The organism is Paenibacillus sp. SER-28 (assembly GCF_052906305.1).
Genome location: NZ_JBRECM010000004.1, coordinates 61,229 through 81,128, shown reverse-complemented (window position 1 = coordinate 81,128; position 19,900 = coordinate 61,229). Strand labels below are relative to the sequence as shown.

General features: G+C 46.2%; 18 protein-coding genes. 10 read left to right on the top strand and 8 right to left on the bottom strand.

Going from position 1 to position 19,900, the window contains the following annotated elements; all coding sequences use genetic code 11:
• The first annotated feature begins 58 nt into the window (after nucleotides 1-58).
• Nucleotides 59-808, top strand: coding sequence for a 2,3-diphosphoglycerate-dependent phosphoglycerate mutase (gpmA, locus tag ACUYLD_RS12885; protein ID WP_328801194.1), 750 nt, complete (start codon nucleotides 59-61; stop codon nucleotides 806-808).
• Nucleotides 809-872: 64 nt separating this feature from the next.
• On the opposite strand, the gene ACUYLD_RS12880 is transcribed toward gpmA, so the two are convergent.
• The gene (locus ACUYLD_RS12880; protein WP_322171926.1) at nucleotides 873-2,369 is read right to left on the bottom strand and encodes an alpha-amylase; all 1,497 of its coding nucleotides are present in this window, start codon (nucleotides 2,367-2,369) and stop codon (nucleotides 873-875) included.
• A 263-nt stretch (nucleotides 2,370-2,632) separates the two neighbouring features.
• Between ACUYLD_RS12880 and ACUYLD_RS12875 the strand changes: the two genes are divergently transcribed.
• Nucleotides 2,633-3,460, top strand: a complete 828-nt coding sequence (locus ACUYLD_RS12875; protein ID WP_061829475.1) for an HNH endonuclease — start codon at nucleotides 2,633-2,635, stop codon at nucleotides 3,458-3,460.
• 24 nt (nucleotides 3,461-3,484) lie between these two features.
• Here ACUYLD_RS12875 and ACUYLD_RS12870 read toward each other — a convergent pair whose 3' ends face one another.
• Entirely contained in the window at nucleotides 3,485-3,880 is a 396-nt protein-coding gene (locus tag ACUYLD_RS12870) for a rhodanese-like domain-containing protein (RefSeq protein WP_023990896.1), read from the bottom strand.
• Nucleotides 3,881-4,380: 500 nt separating this feature from the next.
• Here ACUYLD_RS12870 and ACUYLD_RS12865 point away from each other — a divergent pair, with 500 nt between their 5' ends.
• Both ACUYLD_RS12865 and ACUYLD_RS12860 read left to right on the top strand, forming a co-directional pair.
• A complete protein-coding gene (locus ACUYLD_RS12865) occupies nucleotides 4,381-4,812 on the top strand; it encodes a DUF1641 domain-containing protein (protein ID WP_013312528.1) in 432 nt (143 codons plus the stop codon).
• A gap of 27 nt (nucleotides 4,813-4,839) precedes the next feature.
• Nucleotides 4,840-6,021: an NAD(P)/FAD-dependent oxidoreductase gene (locus ACUYLD_RS12860; protein WP_061829474.1), complete on the top strand. Its 1,182-nt coding sequence runs from the start codon at nucleotides 4,840-4,842 to the stop codon at nucleotides 6,019-6,021.
• Nucleotides 6,022-6,131: 110 nt separating this feature from the next.
• Here the strand turns inward: ACUYLD_RS12860 and ACUYLD_RS12855 are convergent, their stop codons facing one another.
• Entirely contained in the window at nucleotides 6,132-8,687 is a 2,556-nt protein-coding gene (locus ACUYLD_RS12855) for a LamG-like jellyroll fold domain-containing protein (protein WP_061829473.1), read from the bottom strand.
• A gap of 303 nt (nucleotides 8,688-8,990) precedes the next feature.
• Between ACUYLD_RS12855 and ACUYLD_RS12850 the strand changes: the two genes are divergently transcribed.
• On the top strand, nucleotides 8,991-10,094 hold the full coding sequence (locus tag ACUYLD_RS12850) for a hypothetical protein (protein ID WP_322158942.1): 1,104 nt from the start codon (nucleotides 8,991-8,993) through the stop codon (nucleotides 10,092-10,094).
• A gap of 183 nt (nucleotides 10,095-10,277) precedes the next feature.
• On the top strand, nucleotides 10,278-11,075 hold the full coding sequence (locus tag ACUYLD_RS12845) for a copper amine oxidase N-terminal domain-containing protein (RefSeq protein ID WP_322158941.1): 798 nt from the start codon (nucleotides 10,278-10,280) through the stop codon (nucleotides 11,073-11,075).
• Nucleotides 11,076-11,157: 82 nt separating this feature from the next.
• Here ACUYLD_RS12845 and ACUYLD_RS12840 read toward each other — a convergent pair whose 3' ends face one another.
• Both ACUYLD_RS12840 and ACUYLD_RS12835 read right to left on the bottom strand, forming a co-directional pair.
• Nucleotides 11,158-12,204 (bottom strand): stalk domain-containing protein, encoded by a 1,047-nt coding sequence (locus ACUYLD_RS12840; RefSeq protein WP_068939079.1) that lies wholly within the window; start codon nucleotides 12,202-12,204, stop codon nucleotides 11,158-11,160.
• A 255-nt stretch (nucleotides 12,205-12,459) separates the two neighbouring features.
• Entirely contained in the window at nucleotides 12,460-12,636 is a 177-nt protein-coding gene (locus tag ACUYLD_RS12835; RefSeq protein WP_013312524.1) for a CsbD family protein, read from the bottom strand.
• A 156-nt stretch (nucleotides 12,637-12,792) separates the two neighbouring features.
• Between ACUYLD_RS12835 and ACUYLD_RS12830 the strand changes: the two genes are divergently transcribed.
• Entirely contained in the window at nucleotides 12,793-13,308 is a 516-nt protein-coding gene (locus ACUYLD_RS12830; RefSeq protein ID WP_446675219.1) for a DUF2179 domain-containing protein, read from the top strand.
• Between the two features lie 119 nt (nucleotides 13,309-13,427).
• Nucleotides 13,428-13,640, top strand: a complete 213-nt coding sequence (locus ACUYLD_RS12825) for a cold-shock protein (protein WP_025721956.1) — start codon at nucleotides 13,428-13,430, stop codon at nucleotides 13,638-13,640.
• Between the two features lie 155 nt (nucleotides 13,641-13,795).
• Here ACUYLD_RS12825 and ACUYLD_RS12820 read toward each other — a convergent pair whose 3' ends face one another.
• From ACUYLD_RS12820 to ACUYLD_RS12810, 3 genes are all read right to left on the bottom strand, one after another.
• Entirely contained in the window at nucleotides 13,796-14,809 is a 1,014-nt protein-coding gene (locus ACUYLD_RS12820) for a substrate-binding domain-containing protein (protein WP_235306647.1), read from the bottom strand.
• Between the two features lie 212 nt (nucleotides 14,810-15,021).
• The gene (locus ACUYLD_RS12815; RefSeq protein WP_250260144.1) at nucleotides 15,022-16,221 is read right to left on the bottom strand and encodes a glycoside hydrolase family 130 protein; all 1,200 of its coding nucleotides are present in this window, start codon (nucleotides 16,219-16,221) and stop codon (nucleotides 15,022-15,024) included.
• A complete protein-coding gene (locus ACUYLD_RS12810; protein WP_446675218.1) occupies nucleotides 16,218-17,393 on the bottom strand; it encodes an AGE family epimerase/isomerase in 1,176 nt (391 codons plus the stop codon). The genes ACUYLD_RS12815 and ACUYLD_RS12810 overlap by 4 nt, the downstream gene beginning before the upstream one ends.
• A 235-nt stretch (nucleotides 17,394-17,628) precedes the next feature.
• Here ACUYLD_RS12810 and ACUYLD_RS12805 point away from each other — a divergent pair, with 235 nt between their 5' ends.
• On the top strand, nucleotides 17,629-18,948 hold the full coding sequence (locus tag ACUYLD_RS12805; RefSeq protein WP_446675217.1) for an ABC transporter substrate-binding protein: 1,320 nt from the start codon (nucleotides 17,629-17,631) through the stop codon (nucleotides 18,946-18,948).
• A 67-nt stretch (nucleotides 18,949-19,015) separates the two neighbouring features.
• A complete protein-coding gene (locus ACUYLD_RS12800; protein ID WP_061829466.1) occupies nucleotides 19,016-19,900 on the top strand; it encodes a carbohydrate ABC transporter permease in 885 nt (294 codons plus the stop codon).

Below are 19,900 nucleotides of genomic sequence, written 5' to 3'. Positions count from 1 at the left end.
ACGTTAAATACATAGAAGTTGGGTAAAACATAAAGACAGACAGGAGAGGAGTGAGTGCATGTATCAAGTGGTGCTGGTTAGGCATGGACAGAGCGTGTATAACCGACAAAACCTGTTTACGGGCTGGACGGACGTGGACCTGACTGAACAAGGGACTCATGAGGCCATTGAGGCGGGACGTATTCTCAAGGAGGCTGGTTATACGTTTGATTTGGCTTTCGCCTCTGTGCTAAAACGATCTATCCGCACGCTGTATCACATCTTGGATGAGCTGGATCATCTCTGGATACCTGTGCAGAAGTCGTGGAAGCTGAATGAACGCCATTATGGTGCTCTTCAGGGGCTTAGCAAGCTGGATTCCGCCGTGCAATACGGCGAGGAACAGGTTCATATCTGGCGGCGTAGTCTGACGGTGCGGCCCCCCATGCTGGATGAGCAGGACGAGCGGAGTCCGCATCGGGAAGAGCGTTATCGTAATATTAAGCCAGAAGAGCTGCCGCTTGGGGAAAGCCTGGAGGACACCGTGCATCGGGTCGGTGAGTTTTGGAAGCAGCGGATTGTACCTTTGATTCTCAAAAAGGATCGAGTTATCATTTCTGCACATGGTAATACTTTGCGGGCCTTAATCAAGTATATGGAGAATCTGGACGAAACCGCCTTGCTGGATTTGAATATTCCGACAGGCATTCCACTGGTGTACGAGCTGGATGAGCATATAGATCCTATCCGGCGTTTTTATCTCGGTGATCCGAGTCATGTAGAGGCTAAGAAGCAGGCCGTGGCCAACCAAAGCAAGGTAACGGAGTGACTTTCCATACACAAAGAGGACAGGGCGCTTCCTCGCATCCTGTCCTCTTTGTGTTGGGTATAGATTAAGCGTTCGCTTCCTCTTCTTCTGTTTCCTGGCTGTCTTCCTCTGCGGGAAGTGCCCACACCGATACACTGCCGGCACGAACGGGAAATATGCCGTAGCCATCCTGCTCAATTTTTACGGTATGATCGTGATGTCCGGTCAAATCCATCCATTCTTCCCCTGCACGTTGTTTGCCTACGAACATGCGCTTTTCTCCGTCATTTGCGTTGGTGATCACCACAGCACATCCGGAGCCTTCCAGCTCAGGCACGCCTTGACGAACCCATCCAATCGTATGGGGATCATCGAAATAATCTTTTTGCTCACCATAAGCTTTATGGTACCGGGCATATAGAAGCGGGTCTAGCTCAGCCTGCTTGCCTTTCACGGGTGTTTGCCCCTGGATACCGTAGTAATCGCCGTAGAACACACAGGGATAACCGTCCTTGCGCAGCAAGATGAGTGCATAGGCGCTAGGCTTGAACCAGTCCTCCACCCAGGATTCGAGCGCTTCATGCGGCTGGGAATCATGATTATCGACAAAAGTAACCGAGTTCAGGGGATGGGTATGAACAAGCGTATCCTCGAAAATGGTGCTTAAATCGAAATCCTTGCCACCCAAGGAAGCGCTATGTAGTTTGTAGTGGAGGGATACGTCAAACAGGTCAATTTTATAATCAATGGTATCCAGGAACTTTTGACACGATTCCAGATCCGGTTTCCAAAACTCGCCTACCATATAAAAATCCTGCCCGCGTTTTTTAATCATTTCTGTAGCAAACTCTCGTACAAATTCATGATTAATATGCTTGATTGCATCCAGACGGAATCCGTTGCATTGCAGAGTATCTATCAGCCATTTCCCCCAACGGATCATCTCTTTGCGCACATCCTGATGATTATAGTCAATATTGGCGAACATTAAATAATCATAATTGCCGAATTCATCATCTACATTTTCGCTCCAGCTTTTATTTTTACCTAAAATACGATAGATTCCTGTCCGGTCCTGGCTTGCATCGTAATCGGTTCCGTTAAAATGTTCAAAGTTCCATTGAAATGTGGAATACTGACCTTGACGGCCGGGGAACGTAAATTTAGTCCAGCCTTCGATATCAAAGGGCTCAGAAATGACTTCATTGCGGTTATCCGGGTTGACCTCGACGACCTTGAATACTTCAGTTTCATCCGCGCCGGCCTTATGATTCATGACCAGATCGACATAGACGGACACGCCGTGGCGAACACAGGCGGCAACAGCCTCCAGCAGGTCTTCCCTGGTTCCGTATTTGGTGCGCACCGCACCTTTTTGGTCAAATTCGCCCAGATCATAAAGGTCATAGACGCCGTATCCCGTATCCTCGGGCGATTGGCCTTTGGTGACAGGTGGAATCCATATCGCGTCAATTCCTTTGGCCTTCAGTTCCGGCGCCAGGCGGGTAAGCTTTTTCCAGTGAGAACCGTCAGCTTCGACATTCCACTCGAAAAATTGCATCATCGTATGGTTCCTTTTCATGTACGTCCCTCCTTCATATATAACAAGTTACCCACCAAGTGAGGGGGGCTAAACGTCAGACGGTCAATATGATGCTGAATGAAGAACAAGGATCGCTGTATAACGTATGCTGAATCATTAAAATTTGTTATACCTGAGTGTTCACAACGACTCGGGTAGCTAGAAAAGAGAACGTGAAAACGGTAAAATGAATCTAACTTAACAATAGTTCGGGTTTTGGGCAAACTGTGAAGCGCGAGCAACAGAGGAAAGGAGGAGTGGACGTGACAGAACCGCAGCAGAACAAGGATGAAGCGAGCAAACCGCTGATTAAAAAATGTACGTATTGTCAGGAGATGAAACCTTTAACGGACTTTCAGCGCAGAACGGGTCGCCGGGCTGGTCCTTATTCCCGGCGTGGTCCTTGCCGTTCCTGCCGAGGATTGGCCCCACAAGAACGTGCGGCTACGTCCGCTCCCTCCGGCGAGGAAACAAATCCCTCGGCTGCTCCCGTGATGCAGCATAGCCTTGAAGCAAATACGGCTGCGCACAGCCTAGAGGCGTCGCTACCTATGGAGGCACAACGCCCCCGCAGGAAGCCGGTCACGGACAAAGCGCGTGAGCGCCATCGGCAACGGGTTCGGCATCTGCTTAGCAGGCTGAAGCCTGCGGATACCCGGGCGTTGCGGCTCAATCGCAATGGCATGATTCGGCTAAGAGGCAAAACCGACCAGGGGAGACGCTGGCATCAAGAGATTGAGCTTGATCTGGCCATGACCCTGGTCAGAGAGCGTATGGCGGTGATTGTTAATCCATACACCGTGCGTAGACTGTATAGCAACAAGGAATTTCGTCAATATGTGCTTAAGCGTGACCGTTATACTTGTTTTTTTTGCGGGGGCTACGGTGACACGATTGATCATTTACTGCCTCGGGCAAAAGGGGGGCACACGACGCCGGTCAATTGTGTATGTGCTTGCAATGAATGCAATCAAGTTAAGGCTGCCCGCGATGTAGATGAGTTTATTGAGTCTGGTGTGCCGCAGCCGTCTCCTGATGATTTCGAAGCACCTGATAATCCTGACGCTTCTGAAGGCACCCTACATACGTAGGGCGATTCTTGGAGCGTAGGTCCCTTAGTACAGTTCTACTTCAAAGCCGGATTCCTTCCAGGCTGTTGTTCCGCCTTCGATAAAAGCTACATTGGTAAAGCCCATCTGCTGGAGTGTATAAGCTGCCAATGCAGCTTGTCCACCTGCCCCACAAGTGGTGATAATGGGGCGGTTACGGTCACGTAGACGTTCGTCACGCAAATCCTGTGGAACCTCCAAGTCAGCGCGGATGGGCAGCATGCCCAATGAAATATTGGCGCTTCCGCGAATCAGACCGCAAGCGCCTGCATCATGGGAGTCCTGTACATCGATAACGAATGTATCTGGATTTGCCTCCATTCGCTGACGTGCCTCCTGTGAATCAATGCCCTGAACGTGCTGCCTCGCTTCTTGAACCATATCTCCAAATGTTTTAGCCATCATTTAAAACCTCCGTATGAATATATTTTGTGTTATTTTCATATTATCGAACTAAAACGCACTCTCTTTATTACCCTCCTCTAGCATAAGATGACCCTTTTTTTAAGGGAAACTTGGACAAAAATCGAGCTTATTCTAATTTTTATCTAAAATAACAATAAAAATTTTGCAGAAATTTGTGCAAATTTAAAATTTCTTCGACGATTGTGTCGTGAAAGGTGTAATATAGAGGTATAGGGTTCCGTTTCGGCCTGTTGTAGTCACGAAGGAGCGCTTCGTGGGATATTCCGCAGCAGTAACAACAGAATACCGTCTGAGCAATATACAATTGGCATCTGCGATAAATCAGTCTTGCCCTGTAGGGTATAGGCCGGTTTAAGCTGTGCTTCTTGCATGTTTAAGGGCGTGAATTCAATGAACGTTTTATTGCTAGAGTTTATGGATACAGGTTACGAGAGAGGATGGACTTCTATTTTCACAGTAAAGGAGGACGTTCACGCATGTCTGAAAACCAACAAGAGGTGGCAGTAACACAGGAAGCTACCAAAGAGTCTCGGGATGTATTGGACCAATTGATGAAACCGGAGGTTCAGCAATCGCTGACCGTGCTGGTAGAAAATCTGCCCAAGTTGACTGAGATGGTTACTTTGATGACCGATGCTTATGATGTAGCTCGCAGTCTGGCGACTGACCCTGTCTTTATCGGAGATATGAAAAGCTCCATGGGAGAGTTTGTGAAGCCTGTTACAGATTCGGCTAAAGGATTGGCTTCTGCTGCAATTGAAGCAAATGACCGTGTGCAAACTACGGACGGCAGTGTAGGTCTGTTTGGCCTGCTCAAAATGCTTAAAGATCCGAATGTACAAAAAACGCTGCGTTTCAGCCAGGCTTTCCTGGATATTCTGAATGAGCGCCAACGCGAAAGCAAATAATTACCTGATCGAGAACGGAGGATGGACATGTCGAAGCAAATTTTGATCTTGGGCGGCGGGTACGGCGGATTGCTAGCCGCTCTTACAGCACGCCAGCATATGGACGCTAGCCAAGCCACCATTACAGTGGTTAACCGCTTTGCGTCGCACCAAATTATTACAGAACTGCACCGTTTGGCGGCAGGTACAATTGCCGAAAAAGCTGTTGCGCTTCCTTTGGAAAAGCTGCTGCGTAACAAAGAAATTATCCTGAAAGTGGATACTGTTTCCGAAATCAAGCCTGACGATAAAAAAGTAACCTTGGCCAGTGGCGCTACGTTGAGCTATGACGCTCTCGTTATTTCCCTGGGCAGCGAAACGGCTTACTTCGGTATTCCAGGACTGCAAGAGCATAGCTTCACGCTGAAATCAGTGGCAGAAGCCAATCGCATTCGCGCACATGTGGAAGCTCGTCTGGATGCTTACAAGCAATCCGGTAACCAAGCAGACGCTACAATCGTTATCGGTGGTGGCGGTCTCACAGGCGTTGAGCTGGTGGGTGAATATGCTGACAAATTGCCTGTAATTTGTCGCGAAAAAGGTATTAACTACGAAGATATCAACTTGTATTGCGTAGAAGCTGGACCATCTATTTTGGCAGGCTTCCCTCAACCACTGGTTGATCGTGCAGTAACAAGCCTTGAAAAACGTGGCGTTCAAATCGTAGCGGGTGTTCCGATTACAGAAATGAAAGCTGACGAAGTTCTCTTGAAAGACGGACGTTCGATCAAAACGAACACACTGATCTGGACAGGCGGCGTACAAGGTAATGCACTGGTTGGCGCATCTGGTATCGAAGTAAACCGTGGTCGCGCAACTGTGAATGGTGCACTGCAATCGACTTCTCACGAAGACATCTTCCTCGCTGGCGACAGCGCAGTGGTGTTCCCGGGTGAAGGCGAGCGTCCATACCCTCCAACTGCACAGTTGGCTTGGCAAATGGGCGAATTAGTTGGTTACAACATCTTTGCTTATTTCAACGGAGCGAAAATGGAACGCTTTACACCAGTATTCTCCGGTACACTGGGCAGCTTGGGCAGAACAGACGCGATCGGTACTGTAGGCGCGAATGGCACCCAACTGAAAGGCGCTGTAGCTACTTTGATGAAGGAAGGCAGTAACATCCGTTACTTGTCCCACATCAAAGGACTTTTTGCATTGGCCTATTAATATTCCTTATATTTTATATGTTTCATTGGAAGAGAGCGCTATTCAGCGCTCTCTTTTTTTGTAGCTTTTCTTTTCGACACTAGAGTTGCTTACGATTCATTAGTCTTAATTCACTTCATCTTCGCTAGCTCTGCCACCTGTACAGGGGGGAGCGCACCTTCAAATATACTCAGCTCATCAATAGATCCTTTGAACGCAGGGTCCCACCAGTTGACACCTAAGCTGAATGTTCCAGATTTGGAGGTAAAGACATCTGGGAATTCTGAGCCGATAAATTGAAGCTCGCCATTCACATACACGGCTAACACCCCACGTTCTACAGTGAAGGCGAGATGGGTCCATTCATTTGTTTTGATCTTTAGGCCAGTACTGCCGGTATACCAAAGTGAGCTGCCGGACCAGACCATTGTATTATCCTTCTCGGGTCCTCTGGGCAGAAGGCTAATCCAGTGGTTACTATCCATAGCTCCAAAGAAGGTTGGTGTATGCAGAGTTAAATCGCTTGGTTTTACCCACAGTGAAACGGAATATGCTGAGCTGGATATGAGTCCTCCAGGTAGAGCAATGCCTGACTTTCCATCAAGGACTATAGCTTGGCCCTTTACGCCTTCAGCGTAGGATACACTTCCTCCCTGGCGATCGATTCGGTCACCGATAACTTTGCCATTAGCAAAAGCATCCTGCTGATCCTCCAGATTATTTTCAAATGTGTATGACGCAGTCAATGTTGCTTTCTCATAAGGGGATACCGTGATGTTAAAAACTTTGTCCCGACTACGTTCTCCTTTGGTAATGGTAGCCGTCAAAGTGGCAGATGCAGCCTTTTCTCCGATTCCTGGACGCTTGATTTCACCTGTATCCGTAATGACGCTTTGGTCTGAAGTTTTCCAGGTAATCCGGGTTTGCCGACTGCCTTCCTTCGGAAGATTCAGGCTAGCCGTCACCCGACTTGTATCGCCAAGATCTAACTCACGATACACACTGTCCACTACTGTCGTATCGGTCATATCAGGGAGCTTACTGCCCCAAGCCATTTCACCTTTATTCGATAAAACTGTAAACGCCAGGATGTATTGATTCGTAACCTGATCCCATTGTCTTAAGAACACCCCATCCAATACAGCACCATCCAGTGTTAATTGGATATTCGCATCTCCCGACTTGCGCCATGTTCCTTGCACATCGCCTTCGATGGTATGATCTGCTCTAAGCTGAATGAATTGTGTATTCTTGATCGTAGCCGAAGAATCACTGCCATGATTAATATATTGATAATCGCCAATGAATTGTTTCTCATCCAGCTTTGTAAGCGTCTCGCCACCGTAACGGTAAGGAGCTACGACAGGCCAGTCATCCTGATTCATGAACATTTGGTGTACACGCAGCTCATGTGTCTCCCCCTGCTGAGGGAATCGGGTATGAAAGACGACAAACATTTGTCCAGTAGCAGGATCGGTGTATACAGAATTGTGTCCAGGGGAAACATAGCCGTATCCAGTGCCTGTACCGGGGTCGCCTATTTTACTATCGAACAAGAAATTACCTATCAACTTGTTGCCATAAGTTGTATTTTTGGTGTTTGCCGGCAAAACAGCATTCTGTCCTTTGGCATCTTTATAAGGTCCTGTCGGTTTCTTGGAACGGAATAACCTCATGTTATACCCTCCGTCGGCTGCAAGACCGCCGTAGGTTACATACAAATAGTAATAACCCGTTTTTGGGTTGTATTCAATATACGGACCTTCCCCGGACTCACCGTATCCACCTGCGATCTTAATGCCAAAATAACGATCAATCAGACGGCCGTCCTCCGTAGTTCCATCTTGACCTGGATACATGGGTTTGCCAGTTGCCTTATCTAGCTCCAGTAAAAATATTCCCCCGGACCATGATCCATACGTCATCCACAAGCGCCCATTTGCATCGTAAAAGACGCTTGCATCGATTGCATTTGGGAACATCCGGTTCGCATAAGAACCATCGGTATTAAACCATCCCGGTCTGAGACCCTCAAGCTTGCCTTCCTTAATGAGTTGTTGAATCGGCGTATTTGTCCATTTTTTATCTACCTTGCTATCTTTATCGAATGCAGTCTCCTTCGTAAAACCAGTGTGTATAATGGTATCCACATATTGATATGGACCCTCGATTTTGGGTGCAACTGCAATGCCGATCGCGGAACGAATGTAGGTGGAAGATGCACTATAATAAATCATATATGCCCCTTTTGTCCCATCCTCATTGACATAATGCTCATTCCAAAATACATCGGGCGCCCATACCGAGAATCCTCCCTTACTATCCGCATCATTCTCACCCGCCCAAGCGAAAGATCCAGCTAGATTCTTCGATAAATCCCCGTAGAGTGTGTTCCCAGGCGTGGTGTAACCGTTTGCAAAAGAAGTCCAGTTTGTAAGATCTTTTGACTTCGCCGCAGAGATGTGTGACCCAAATACATAATAAGTGTCACCGTCTTTGACAATGGAAGGGTCATGAACCGATACATTAGAGAAGGTTGGCGCATCCTGCTTATTATTCTGGTCTGGCACCGTTACCGCCGCGTCTATTGCACTTGCACCTAATGGTGCGCTTGCGATTGCTAATAATAATGTTAGTATTATTGCAATACTTTTCCTGACCTTACGTTTAACAAAACTTCTCATCATACACATTTGCCCCTTTCTGAATTGGAGTACAGTGATATATTCTGCTTTTATTGCTAAATACCTTTATATTTATGAGTATTATTAATGTATTTATGAATTATATGGCTATAAGGAGGGTTTTAGCATCTAAGCGTCTTTGATGGTACTGCTTCACACACTTGTTTTGTTACGTAGCTGACTCTTCCATACACTATGATATGTAAAATACTTCGTTCTCTTTTTAGGTAAAAATTATAAATTATGGTTGACGTTATATAACTGTGGAGGTATGCTAGTTTCGAAAAATAACTAGGAGGTTTGTGTATGTTTAGGAAAAATAAGTTTTTTGGCATGGGATTAGCAACTATCCTCATGTGTTCCGCATTCTCGGGAAGCCTCGCCTATGCGGAACCTAAGTCCACTACGTACGATGCTGCATTTTTTCAAAATCTCAAACAGCGGGCGATTGTCCATGAACTTCAAGAACACCGGATTACCGTTAACCCGAAAGCATCTATTACTGAGCTACTGAACACAGCCGATAGTACATCACTAAAGAGTAAAAATAATAGTGATCTACAACATAATCTGGAGAAGCTTAACAAGTCGGAATACATATATCTTACACTTGATGGAGAAGTATACAGCTCAGAAAAGGGTTATGTAGGCATGGCGGATAAAGTTGAATCAAAAGAAGATAGTGTAACGGATGCTACTTATATGAAAACAAACTCTTTGAGTGAACCAAGCAACAATCATGATGTTTCCATATCAAGTAAAAATAATCCCACTCCATCGCAAGTGAGTGGAGGGACAACGGGAACTTTCTCAAGGGTTCAATTGGATTATGATGGTTTTGATGGGGTTAATGCAAATGTGATTACGCCAAGGGCTAAGTACCTAGGAGCAAACGAACAGCCATGGATGTATTACGGTTTTGATGCAAAGAATGGACGGGGAATTGAGGGGGGATTTTCCTATCAAACAGGCAGAGAAGTATGGCAGGGGTATATTAGGAACAATAATGGTTTCAAATACTCTTTAGAGACGTGGAAAAATCACGACATAAATGATTCAGTTAAATTTTATATTGATAATAGTACCTATAACGCTTATCTGTTAGCAAAATACAGAGACATCGTCGTTATGCAAACCTCTTTTGACTCTTCAGACCTATCATCCATGTCGGTTAAGAGAGTGACGGCAATAGCGAAAAAAAACTTTGATGGCAGCAATATCTATGGAAGTTCTATCAATGGAGAGTTTTCAGAATTGGTAGTCTCAAAATTCAATTCAGATTATTATTATCCATGGGATGACTATCGGGATTACTCTTTTTGGGATGGAAGTCAGTGGTTCGGTACGATTGATTGGCCCGCCGATTATATTACTCATTATGGTCCAAGTGTGTGGATCAACAACCGATAAGAATAATTAGTTAAACAATGGCTCAAGCTAAAATATACTGAATAGCATCTGTCATTTCCTTTGTTGTTGGGTGAGACTTACAACAATGTGGTTTGGCAGATGTTTTTCCATGTTAAGCATACTCAACTGGACTCCTCTACCATAATTTTGGCTTTGAGCCTAAATAATAACAAGGAGGGCATTATGAAAATCAGGTTATTAATATGCCTTATGCTTGTACTAAGTCTTGCTTCTGCAAACTCGAACTTGGCATCAGCTCAAGCTCAAACCCCCATACACCTGAAGGTCAATGATCATTACGTTTTATACACCTACCCTGCATCACCCTTTGTGGATAAGAAGGGGAGACTGCTTATACCGCTCCAAGCGGCTGAGGATATACTGGGCGGCAAAGTAACTTATAATGCAGCGAACAAAACTGCTTCGGTTGATCTGTTGGGCCGTAATGTAGCGGCTACGATCGGATCACCTGAAATATCGGTTAATGGTGAGCCAGTGACAATGGATACAGTCCCCATCATGAAAAGTAATGCGATGTTTTTACCAGTATCCATTTTGTTGAAGGATACAGATGCGAAGATGGAGTGGGATACCAAGCGTGGCTTATTGAAGCTAAGGCATGACAGCTTTACGGAAAGTCCAGTTCTTATGAGGTTTAAGGGACAAGACTTGGCCCAAGTCATTGACGCAAATGCGTTTGATCTTACTTCCTTTGATTGGGATCGAAAAAAAGGGTTATTAAATATTCATGCTATGTACGAGAGCAGCTTATCACCTGCTTCCAGGCAAATCGACTTTAATCCTCTGATTGTGTATAGCAAAGGGACCTATAGTGTAAATCCTTATTCTAAACCCAGTATGTTTTACAAAGTTAAAATAACCAGTCCTGGTAATCTGGTTTATACGAGAAATATAGATACGACCAATGCGGATAAAGATTATATAAAATATATTATTTCCGTAGGCAGGTTGATTCAATAATTGAATGTATGTTTCTTGTGCATCAAAAAAAAGCGACAAAGGCTTTGTAGCCTTTGTCGCTTTTTTTTGAAAAAAGTGCGATTTAGAACGAAGTTATCGTGTTGCTGTTTTCGCTAGACTTAATTTTACCCACTACTCGAGATACCGAGTTTCTGTTTTTAAGCTCATAAAGAACATTCTCTATAAGAGAGTTTCTTTGCGCATTAGTAAGTGTATTGTTCCAAGCGTCAGTCTTTACATATACATCCACGCTAGCTTCACTGCTGTCGCCTCTTACTGTGAAATCAAAGCCAACGCCAGCGTAATTGCCATATCTATTAACCAAATCGCGTTGAATCGTACTTGCATCCAAGGAAGAAGCTACATCCTTCAAAGTAACATCGCCTCTGCTATTGGTGGTAAAGGTTGCTAATTTATCTCTATTACTAGAGTTTTTAACCGTACCCTCTACATCGGCATCTTTATACTCTTTCAAAATATCTTCCACGATGTCCTCCAGGAAGCTTTCCTTTCTGCTGTCAGATAGCTCAGTCCATCTGGATTTTGTCATTTCGATGGTCACCGTAATATCGTTTTTGTTACCATCCAGAGTGATATCCGAGTTGGTGTTGTAGTCATCCCTGTGATCATCGTTCAGCTTCTTTTGAAGATCTTTCAAGGAGCTAGAGCTATTTTTGCTTGCTTCATCTTTTAGCGTCTGGTTGTCTTTTTGCAATTGAGCAATGGTAGCGTCCTTCGTTGTGTTCGCTGCTTTCGCTGTGTTGAGCTCTTGAGTCAGCGTCGTAATCTGGTTGTTCAACGCCGTCACTGTAGATTGATCAATCGGAACGCCGTTGTCGGCAATGACTACGCGTTTGTTTGTGCCATCCCATGTTACCTTTTTATCCAAAGCTGTACCTGCCAGCTTCAGTGGGATATACGTTACGCCATCCAGCAGGAACGGCTCTGTTTTGGCATCATAAGGAACCTCAGTTCCGTTGTAGATGATTTTAATATTGTTATATACTGCTTGGATCGGCTTAGTCACTTGTGCGGCATATGTGGATTGGCTGAAAAGAGCCCCGGATATGGCCAAGGCGGATACGGCAGTGATGATGACAGGTTTTTTGATAGATTTCAGTGATTTCATTCGTTGGTCTACCCCTTTATTTAAGAATTATAGCCTGGTTCATAGACTAGAGTAACATTAATGCCTACAAAATCCAACAGCTTGGAGAGTCATTATGGGTTGTGCTTATATTGGTTAGACGCAACAGCAACCGTAAAAGTTGCCCTGTTTGCGCAAAAGTTTTTCCAAAAGTATCCGAACAACACAAAACAAGCCCGCTGCACAAGACAGCGTGACTTGTTGGTAAAACAGTGCGTCGAGGTTATCCATTCAGGATTATTTGCCGTCCTTCAGTTTGCCTGCTGTTTCCTGAAGATGGCCTTTGGCCTTATCCAGTTTGCCTTCGGCTTGAAGGGACTTATTATCGGTAGCGTTCCCGATTTGGTCCTTGATTTCACCTTTGGCTTTGTTCACATTACCTTTGATTTTATCGCTAGTTCCGTTATCCTTCATGTTATAGCCCTCCTTATGTGATCGAACTTTCATTCAGCATGCTGTAGTTAGTCATTACCCGAGCGAGGGTAATACGAAACCAGAGGCTGTATATCACAGACGGGGGTATAATGTTGGATACGGATTAAATCAGAACGTGAAGTGGGGAGTGAGCGCATGCTCAAAATTTTATTGTTTATTCTCGTTATTCAAATTATTTACGTATCGGCGTATACACTGCGCATGATTCTGACGCTGAAAGGACAGAAGTACATTGCTGCGCTCATTAGTACCGTGGAAGTTACGGTCTATGTATTGGGCTTGAATGTTGTGCTTAAGTACCTGGATCAAGTGGCAAGTCTTGCAGTATACGCCATTGGCTATGCATTGGGCATTCTTATTGGAGCATGGATTGAGGAAAAAATAGCGCTCGGTTATGTCACCGTTAAGGTGATCAGCAATGAGATCAATGGAGGAATTGCCAATGCGCTGCGGGACAAAGGATACGGCGTTACAGCCTGGCTGGGCAGTGGACGTGATGGAGAGCGCCTGGTAATGGAAATTTTGGCTAAACGAAAAAATCAGAATAAGCTGTATCAGTCCATTCTAGAGCTGGACCCTAAGGCTTTTGTCATTATGGTAGAGCCGAAGCAGTTTCATGGCGGCTTCTGGACTAAGGCTATCCGTAAATAAACATTTTGGTAAATTGCGCATATTTTTTGGAGGTTGGAGCATATTAATACCCGCACAGGTGGGAATTAACAGTAAGCCGACAGGGGATATTACCCTATAAAAACCGAGGGGGGATATAGATGTACAGACGCCAGGCCCCGGAAATCATTCCAGAGGAAAATACGGCTATTTGGTCGTGTACAAACGAGGGTTGCAACGGTTGGATGCGAACGGATTTCACCTTTTTGAACGAGCCAGCTTGTCCATTTTGCCAAGCCTCAATGGGGCAAGAAATGCGGATGCTGCCGATTCTCAATCGGGCGGGCAATTCCTTTGTCGCCCAGCGCTCCTAATCCAGGATTTTGCAAAATCCACCATTGAAAGTGAGTACGATGATCACACTGCAGAATTTATGAACGCCAAAAGCCGCTCCAGCGACATGCTGAGCGGCTTTTGGTTGTGGAAATTGGGGTAGGGGTGACCTGTCCCCAAGTAAGGTGTGTGTTGATTATGGTCTCTGGATGGGCTGTACGGAATCACGATATACAATATGACCCTGCACGAGGACTCGACCAAAGCGGCCGCCGGGATGGCTTATTTTTTTCATCATCGAATCAATCGCGGTACGTGCCATCTGCTCGATGTCTACGCCGACCGTGGTCAGTTGCGGAACAATAAGAGTGGCGTATACATCGTTGTCAAATCCGACCACAGAACAGTCCTCAGGCACGCGGTATCCTAGACCAATGAGCTTGTGTACCAGATTGTGAGCGACCTGATCGCAGTTACATACAAAGGCAGTCGGTAGCGGCTGAGGCAGCTCCATTTCAACAAAAGCACCTTCGTCGTCCCGGTCACTGAGCACCCACTCGTTACGGAGGGGCAGTCTGTGCTCCAGCAAGGATTTATAGTAGCCGAGGAAACGATCCTGAATACTACTGGTGGAATAGATATTGCCTACATATGCAATATCACGATGCCCCTGGGCGATCAAATAGTTGGTCAGCTCATATGCTCCGTAGAAATTATCCGTCACCACAGAGTCGATATCGGCATGTTCATCATAAAAATCGAGAAACATTTTGGGTAGATCCATGGTTTGTACCAGCTCGATATATGGCTTGCTCACTTGACCCAGGAGAATGAAGCCGTCCACCTTGCGGTCGTAATAGATACGTGGCAGATTAAGCTGTTCTTCATCTTCGCGATGAAGGATGTGAAGGATGCCATAGTAGCCGTATGGCTCCAGTGCCCGTGAAATTTGCTGGTAGATGTGCAGATAAAACGATTGGCCGGGGCCAGTAAAACGTTCAGGAATGACAACACCTATGTTATAGGTGAGGCCCTCCTTCATGGACTTGGCAACGGTATTGAAACGATAACCCATTTCGCCCGCGAGCGTCTTAATACGCTCTTTTAGCTCCTCGCTAACCCCATCCTTGTCATTGAGCGCCTTCGACACGGTCACGCTGCTTACTCCCAGCTTATCTGCAATATCCCGCATCGTAACGTTGCTCTTCATTCCTGTTCCGCCTTCCAATTTTAAAAAGATAAGCATTTTGCCTAATCCAGAGAATGGATGCAAAATGCTGGGGAATATATCCGTAGCTTAGCCGCCTGTAAAATCCAAAAAACTTAGCAGCGTAGCTGCCCATAGAACAACTATTAGCCTGCGGGTAACAGTTGTTCTATGGATAGTATACATGGTTCCGCAAGTAGGATAAAGCCTGAGGCTTATGTCCGCTGGGAAGGACGGGAGTGTGCTTGCAATAGCGCTTCATTGTGATGAATTAGCTCGCGGCGAACAGCGGCGCTGCCGAGAGAGCGCAAGGGATCGGATGGTGTATTGAAGGTGTAGTCCTCCAGTCGAGCGATGGTGGTCGTCGCTACGTGAATACGGGTATCACTGGATGCGTAGTAAATAAAGACTTCATCTTGCTCGTTAACAACAGCCCCGTTGCAAAAAATAACATTCGAAACGTCGCCCACGCGTTCCTCATCATAAGGAGCCAGAAAGTGCCCGCCGGGCTTGGCAATGACGCGCGTAGGGTCTTCCAGACTGGTGGCAAAGGTATACAGCACATACCGCAGCCCGGCGGCTGTATTGCGTACCCCGTGAGCGATATGAATCCAGCCGCGACTGGTTTTGATCGGGGCAGGCCCCTGTCCGTTCTTGGCTTCGTACACCGTATGATAACAGCGCTCATCAATGACGGTTTCGTGTTCAATCACGGGTTGTGTAATATCTTTGCACAGGCCGAAGGCGATGCCTCCGCCTGAACCGGTGGAAATAAACCCGTCCTGGGGACGAGTATAGAAGGCATATTGACCGTCCACAAATTCAGGGTGCAAGACAACGTTGCGCTGCTGTGGGGACTGGGTAGTGATGTTGGGAAGCCGGGTCCATGTACGAAGATCACGAGTGCGGACCAGTCCGGCCTGAGCGACAGCACTGGAGGTATCGTGGGGTGGTGCGTCAGGGTCCTTTTTTTCCGAGCAATAAATACCGTAAATCCAGCCGTCCTCATGCTTTACCAATCGCATATCGTACATATTTGTTTCTTCCGGGTCGATATCCTCCCATACGAGGGGAGCGTCAATGAATCGAAATTGATCAATGCCGTTATCGCTCTCTGCCAAAGCAAAAAATGACTTTCGATCTAGTCCCTCTGTGCGCGAAACAAGAATGTATTTTCCTTCATGATAGATCGCCCCTGGATTCAATGCCGCATTTACACCCAGCCGCTCCATGAAAAAGGGATTGGTTTGCGCATCCAGATCAAACCGCCAGTGAAGTGGAACATGATGGCGTGTGAGCACTGGGTAGATGTAGCGTTCGTAGATACCATTATAAAAGGTAGTTTTAACCTCATTGGGGCGTGTAATCAGTTCCTCTTGCTGCAACCGCAGCTCATTATATTTGCTATGGATCATTGGTTTTCCATCCTTTCTAGCATTTCTATGCAAAATCGGCTGTTGTGATAAGGGCACTTCCAGGGTCCTGCAATCTCTCTCGCATCAGGCTTACCATCCGCTTGAACTGACCAGAACCATTCGCCTCCGGGGCGCGGATCGATGATATGTTGCCGGGTATAGGACCATAGATTTTTCACAATTTGCAAAAAACGTTCGTCCTGTGTCCGTTGAAACGCATTGTAAAAGCCAACCATCCCCTCGGCCTGTACCCACCAGATACGTGAGGTGTCTACCCGCTCTCCTTCCCGCTCATTGATGAGCGATCCGTCTGGCTGAACAGCGCGCTCTGCTACCGCATTGGCAATATCTATCACCATATCCACGTATTCTGACGGGTAATAACCCAGCACATTCATAGCGTCCTCAATCAACCAGCTGGCTTCGATGTCGTGACCATATGAGGTTAGGTCAAGCAGAGAGCGCCATTCACGATCGAAAAATACCCCCAGTCGTCGAGCAGAAGCATCGTAAACACGATGATATAAAATATCCAGTACGTTCGTCAGTGCATCTCGAACCTCTTCATTTGGCCAGACGCGCAGCAATTGGGTATACGCCTCCAAAACGTGAATATGCGTATTCATGGTGATATGCGCGGTAACCCCATTTTCGCTGAGTAGCTCATTAGGCTGCGTGTTCCACGAGCGGTCATATTGTTCGCCGTATGCCTGCCGGGTGGGATCATATCCTTTTTGCTCCAGCAGGTGGAACAGCTCCATAGCTAGTGGTAATGCATTCGGGTCGTCTGTGGCACGTGCATACTCTGCTATCGCATAGATCGCAAATGCCTGCGCGTATACATGCTTGCACGTGTCCACGGGTTGCCCGGTGTAGTCCACCATCCAGTACATTCCTCCATGTAATGGATCAAGCAGGTGATCTCGCAGGAATGTGAATGCATGTCGTGCGGCTTCTGCATAGGTATCTTCCCCTGTTACACGGGCAGCCGCCGAGAATGACCAGAGTAGCCGTGCAGTGGCAATCCCTCCTTTGTCGGCTTGGTTATGAATGTGCAGATCCACGTCCACCTCGCCGTAAAACCCACCGTGTGTCTCATCCTTCAGTCCAAGCCAGAATGGGAGTATGTGTTCCTTCCATTCCTGCCTAATTTCGTCCAGTAATGTTTCCAAGAGACAAAGCCTCCTTCGGAAAATAAATTATTAAGTTATCGTTAACTTTACAGGAGTATCATATCTAGCTGTTTGTAAACTGTCAACCATGCTAAATTGGTGTTTTTTCATAAGATGTGATCCATTCCGCTTTACAAAAAGAATATTGTAATTGACACAGTAAGCGCTAACATAATAAAATGATTTTGTTACTTTAACGATAACCTTATTTGAAAACAACAGGAGGAGTCGTCTCATGAAGTTGTCCAAGGTTTTGATGTCATTACTATCCGTGATTTTGTTAGCGGGGCTGTTTACTGGCTGTACCTCAAAGAAGGATGAGCCAGCTGCCAGCTCTGATCCGAAGGGTGTGGAAGGTGAAATTACGGTTATCACACAGCGGACTGATATTGTGGATACCGTATTTCAGGATTACGCCAAGGAATTTAACAAACTTTATCCGAACGTGAAGGTCAATTTTCAGGCATTGGCCGATTATGAGGGTCAAATTAAAATCCGTATGGGGACCAGGGATTATGGAGATGTTTTGCTGATTCCTGGTAGTATTCCAGTTGAAGAGCTGCCCAACTTTTTCGAGCCGCTAGGTACTTATGAGGAGATGAAAAACAAGTATACCGGCCTTGAAGAACGTACGGTGGATCATAACAGCTACGGTATTCCAATTGCGATGGTTTACTCTGGTGTGATTTATAACAAAAAGGTGTTCAAGGACGCAGGAATCACGCAGCTTCCCAAAACACCGGACCAATTCCTGACAGCGTTACAGCAGATTAAGGACAAAACCAAGGCAGTGCCGCTGTTTACGAACTATGCCTCTGGTTGGGCACTGACCCAGTGGGAGTCTAGTCTGGCAACATTGGCGGGTACGAAGGAATATGTGAATGTCACACAACCGAATACGGATGACAATTTCACGAAGGGCCAGCCCCACTATGAACTGTATAAGGTCCTGTACGATGCGGCTAAAAAAGGCCTGATTGAAAAAGATCCAACGACTACAGATTGGGAGACCTCCAAGGCGGATCTCGCTCAAGGCAAAATCGGTACAATGGTACTTGGCTCTTGGGCGATTGACCAGATCAAAAGCACAGCTTCTAACAAGGATGATATCGGTTTTATGCCTTTCCCGACGAATGCCTCCAAGGTACTTGTGCCTCTGGCTGGTGATTTTAACCTCGGTATTAACGTAAACAGTGAAAATAAACCAGCGGCCCGTGCCTGGGTGGATTGGTTTACCGAAAAGTCCAACTATGCCGTAGAGCAGGCAGGTAGCATTAGTCCGCTGAAGGGTGCCCCAATGCCTAGCATTTTGAAGCAATACGAAGATCAGGGAGTCGTTTTTGAAACGCTCACTCCGTCTGCAAAAGGACAGGAAGGGATTGTCGATAAAATCGACAAAAAGGGAGAAATCGGCTTGTGGCAGCCTGACTTCAAAAAACGCATTATTGAGGCAGCAGTCGGTAACCGCCCGGAATCGTATGACACCATTATGAAGGATCTGAACGACGCATGGGTGAAGGCGCGTGCTGAAGTGGCTGCAAAGGAAGCAAAATAGCCATCTGAACTGACGAAAAGAAAGGATCGACGTAGCAGTCGATGGACGGATAGCCAGGAGGTGCAGCATGTTAAAATTTTCGAATCTCAGCTACTCCAAACAAAGATTGGCGATTATTGTTGCCTTTTCAATTATTCCGCTAGCGCTGCTGATCACTTTTGCGTACTTGCCAGTGATCAATATGTTTAAGTACAGCTTTTCGGACTGGAACGGTTATAGTAAGCGTCTGGAATATGTGGGTTTTGAAAACTATATCAAAATCTTTACCGACCCCGAGTATTTCTCGGTGTTTAAGGTCAGTCTGTATTACTTTGTAGCCACGTTTGTACAGATGGGGCTGGCCCTTTATTTTGCAACCATTCTCAGCTTTCAAACCTGGTTTAAAAATTTCTTTAAAGGCGTTTTGTTTTTTCCTTCCCTGATGAACGGGGTAGCTATTGGTTTTATTTTTTTATTCTTTTTTAAGCCAGACGGTACCCTTGATACACTGCTTCAGGCGATGGGGCTGGGTTCGTATGTCAAGCTGTGGCTGGGCAACCCGGAGATTATCAATATTTCGCTGGCTGGCACGTCGATCTGGAGATACATGGGCTTTAACTTTATCGTGTTTCTCGGTGCGATTTCCTCCATATCTAGTGATCTGTATGAAGCGTCTGATATAGACGGGGCTAACCGCTGGCATCAATTCCGCTCTATTATTTTGCCGAGTATCAAGCGGATTTTGCAGTTGAACCTCATCTTGGCGATTAGCGGGGCGATCAGTGCGTTCGACATCCCGTATATTATGACCGGTGGCTCCAACGGCAGTGAAACATTCGTCATTCAGACGCTTGATGTGGCATTCAAATACAGCAAGGTCGGTTTGGCCTCAGCGATGGCGGTCGTTCTGCTGCTGATCGTGATTGCTGTCACACTGCTTCAACGGTTGCTAATTCGGGGAGAGGAGGACTAA

Coding starts and splice junctions, on each gene's coding strand:
- gpmA (WP_328801194.1), top strand. CDS start 59: ATGTATCAAGTGGTGCTGGTTAGGCATGGACAGAGCGTGTATAACCGA.
- ACUYLD_RS12880 (WP_322171926.1), bottom strand. CDS start 2,369: ATGAAAAGGAACCATACGATGATGCAATTTTTCGAGTGGAATGTCGAA.
- ACUYLD_RS12870 (WP_023990896.1), bottom strand. CDS start 3,880: ATGGCTAAAACATTTGGAGATATGGTTCAAGAAGCGAGGCAGCACGTT.
- ACUYLD_RS12865 (WP_013312528.1), top strand. CDS start 4,381: ATGTCTGAAAACCAACAAGAGGTGGCAGTAACACAGGAAGCTACCAAA.
- ACUYLD_RS12860 (WP_061829474.1), top strand. CDS start 4,840: ATGTCGAAGCAAATTTTGATCTTGGGCGGCGGGTACGGCGGATTGCTA.
- ACUYLD_RS12855 (WP_061829473.1), bottom strand. CDS start 8,687: ATGATGAGAAGTTTTGTTAAACGTAAGGTCAGGAAAAGTATTGCAATA.
- ACUYLD_RS12850 (WP_322158942.1), top strand. CDS start 8,991: ATGTTTAGGAAAAATAAGTTTTTTGGCATGGGATTAGCAACTATCCTC.
- ACUYLD_RS12845 (WP_322158941.1), top strand. CDS start 10,278: ATGAAAATCAGGTTATTAATATGCCTTATGCTTGTACTAAGTCTTGCT.
- ACUYLD_RS12840 (WP_068939079.1), bottom strand. CDS start 12,204: ATGAAATCACTGAAATCTATCAAAAAACCTGTCATCATCACTGCCGTA.
- ACUYLD_RS12835 (WP_013312524.1), bottom strand. CDS start 12,636: ATGAAGGATAACGGAACTAGCGATAAAATCAAAGGTAATGTGAACAAA.
- ACUYLD_RS12830 (WP_446675219.1), top strand. CDS start 12,793: ATGCTCAAAATTTTATTGTTTATTCTCGTTATTCAAATTATTTACGTA.
- ACUYLD_RS12825 (WP_025721956.1), top strand. CDS start 13,428: ATGTACAGACGCCAGGCCCCGGAAATCATTCCAGAGGAAAATACGGCT.
- ACUYLD_RS12820 (WP_235306647.1), bottom strand. CDS start 14,809: ATGAAGAGCAACGTTACGATGCGGGATATTGCAGATAAGCTGGGAGTA.
- ACUYLD_RS12815 (WP_250260144.1), bottom strand. CDS start 16,221: ATGATCCATAGCAAATATAATGAGCTGCGGTTGCAGCAAGAGGAACTG.
- ACUYLD_RS12805 (WP_446675217.1), top strand. CDS start 17,629: ATGAAGTTGTCCAAGGTTTTGATGTCATTACTATCCGTGATTTTGTTA.
- ACUYLD_RS12800 (WP_061829466.1), top strand. CDS start 19,016: ATGTTAAAATTTTCGAATCTCAGCTACTCCAAACAAAGATTGGCGATT.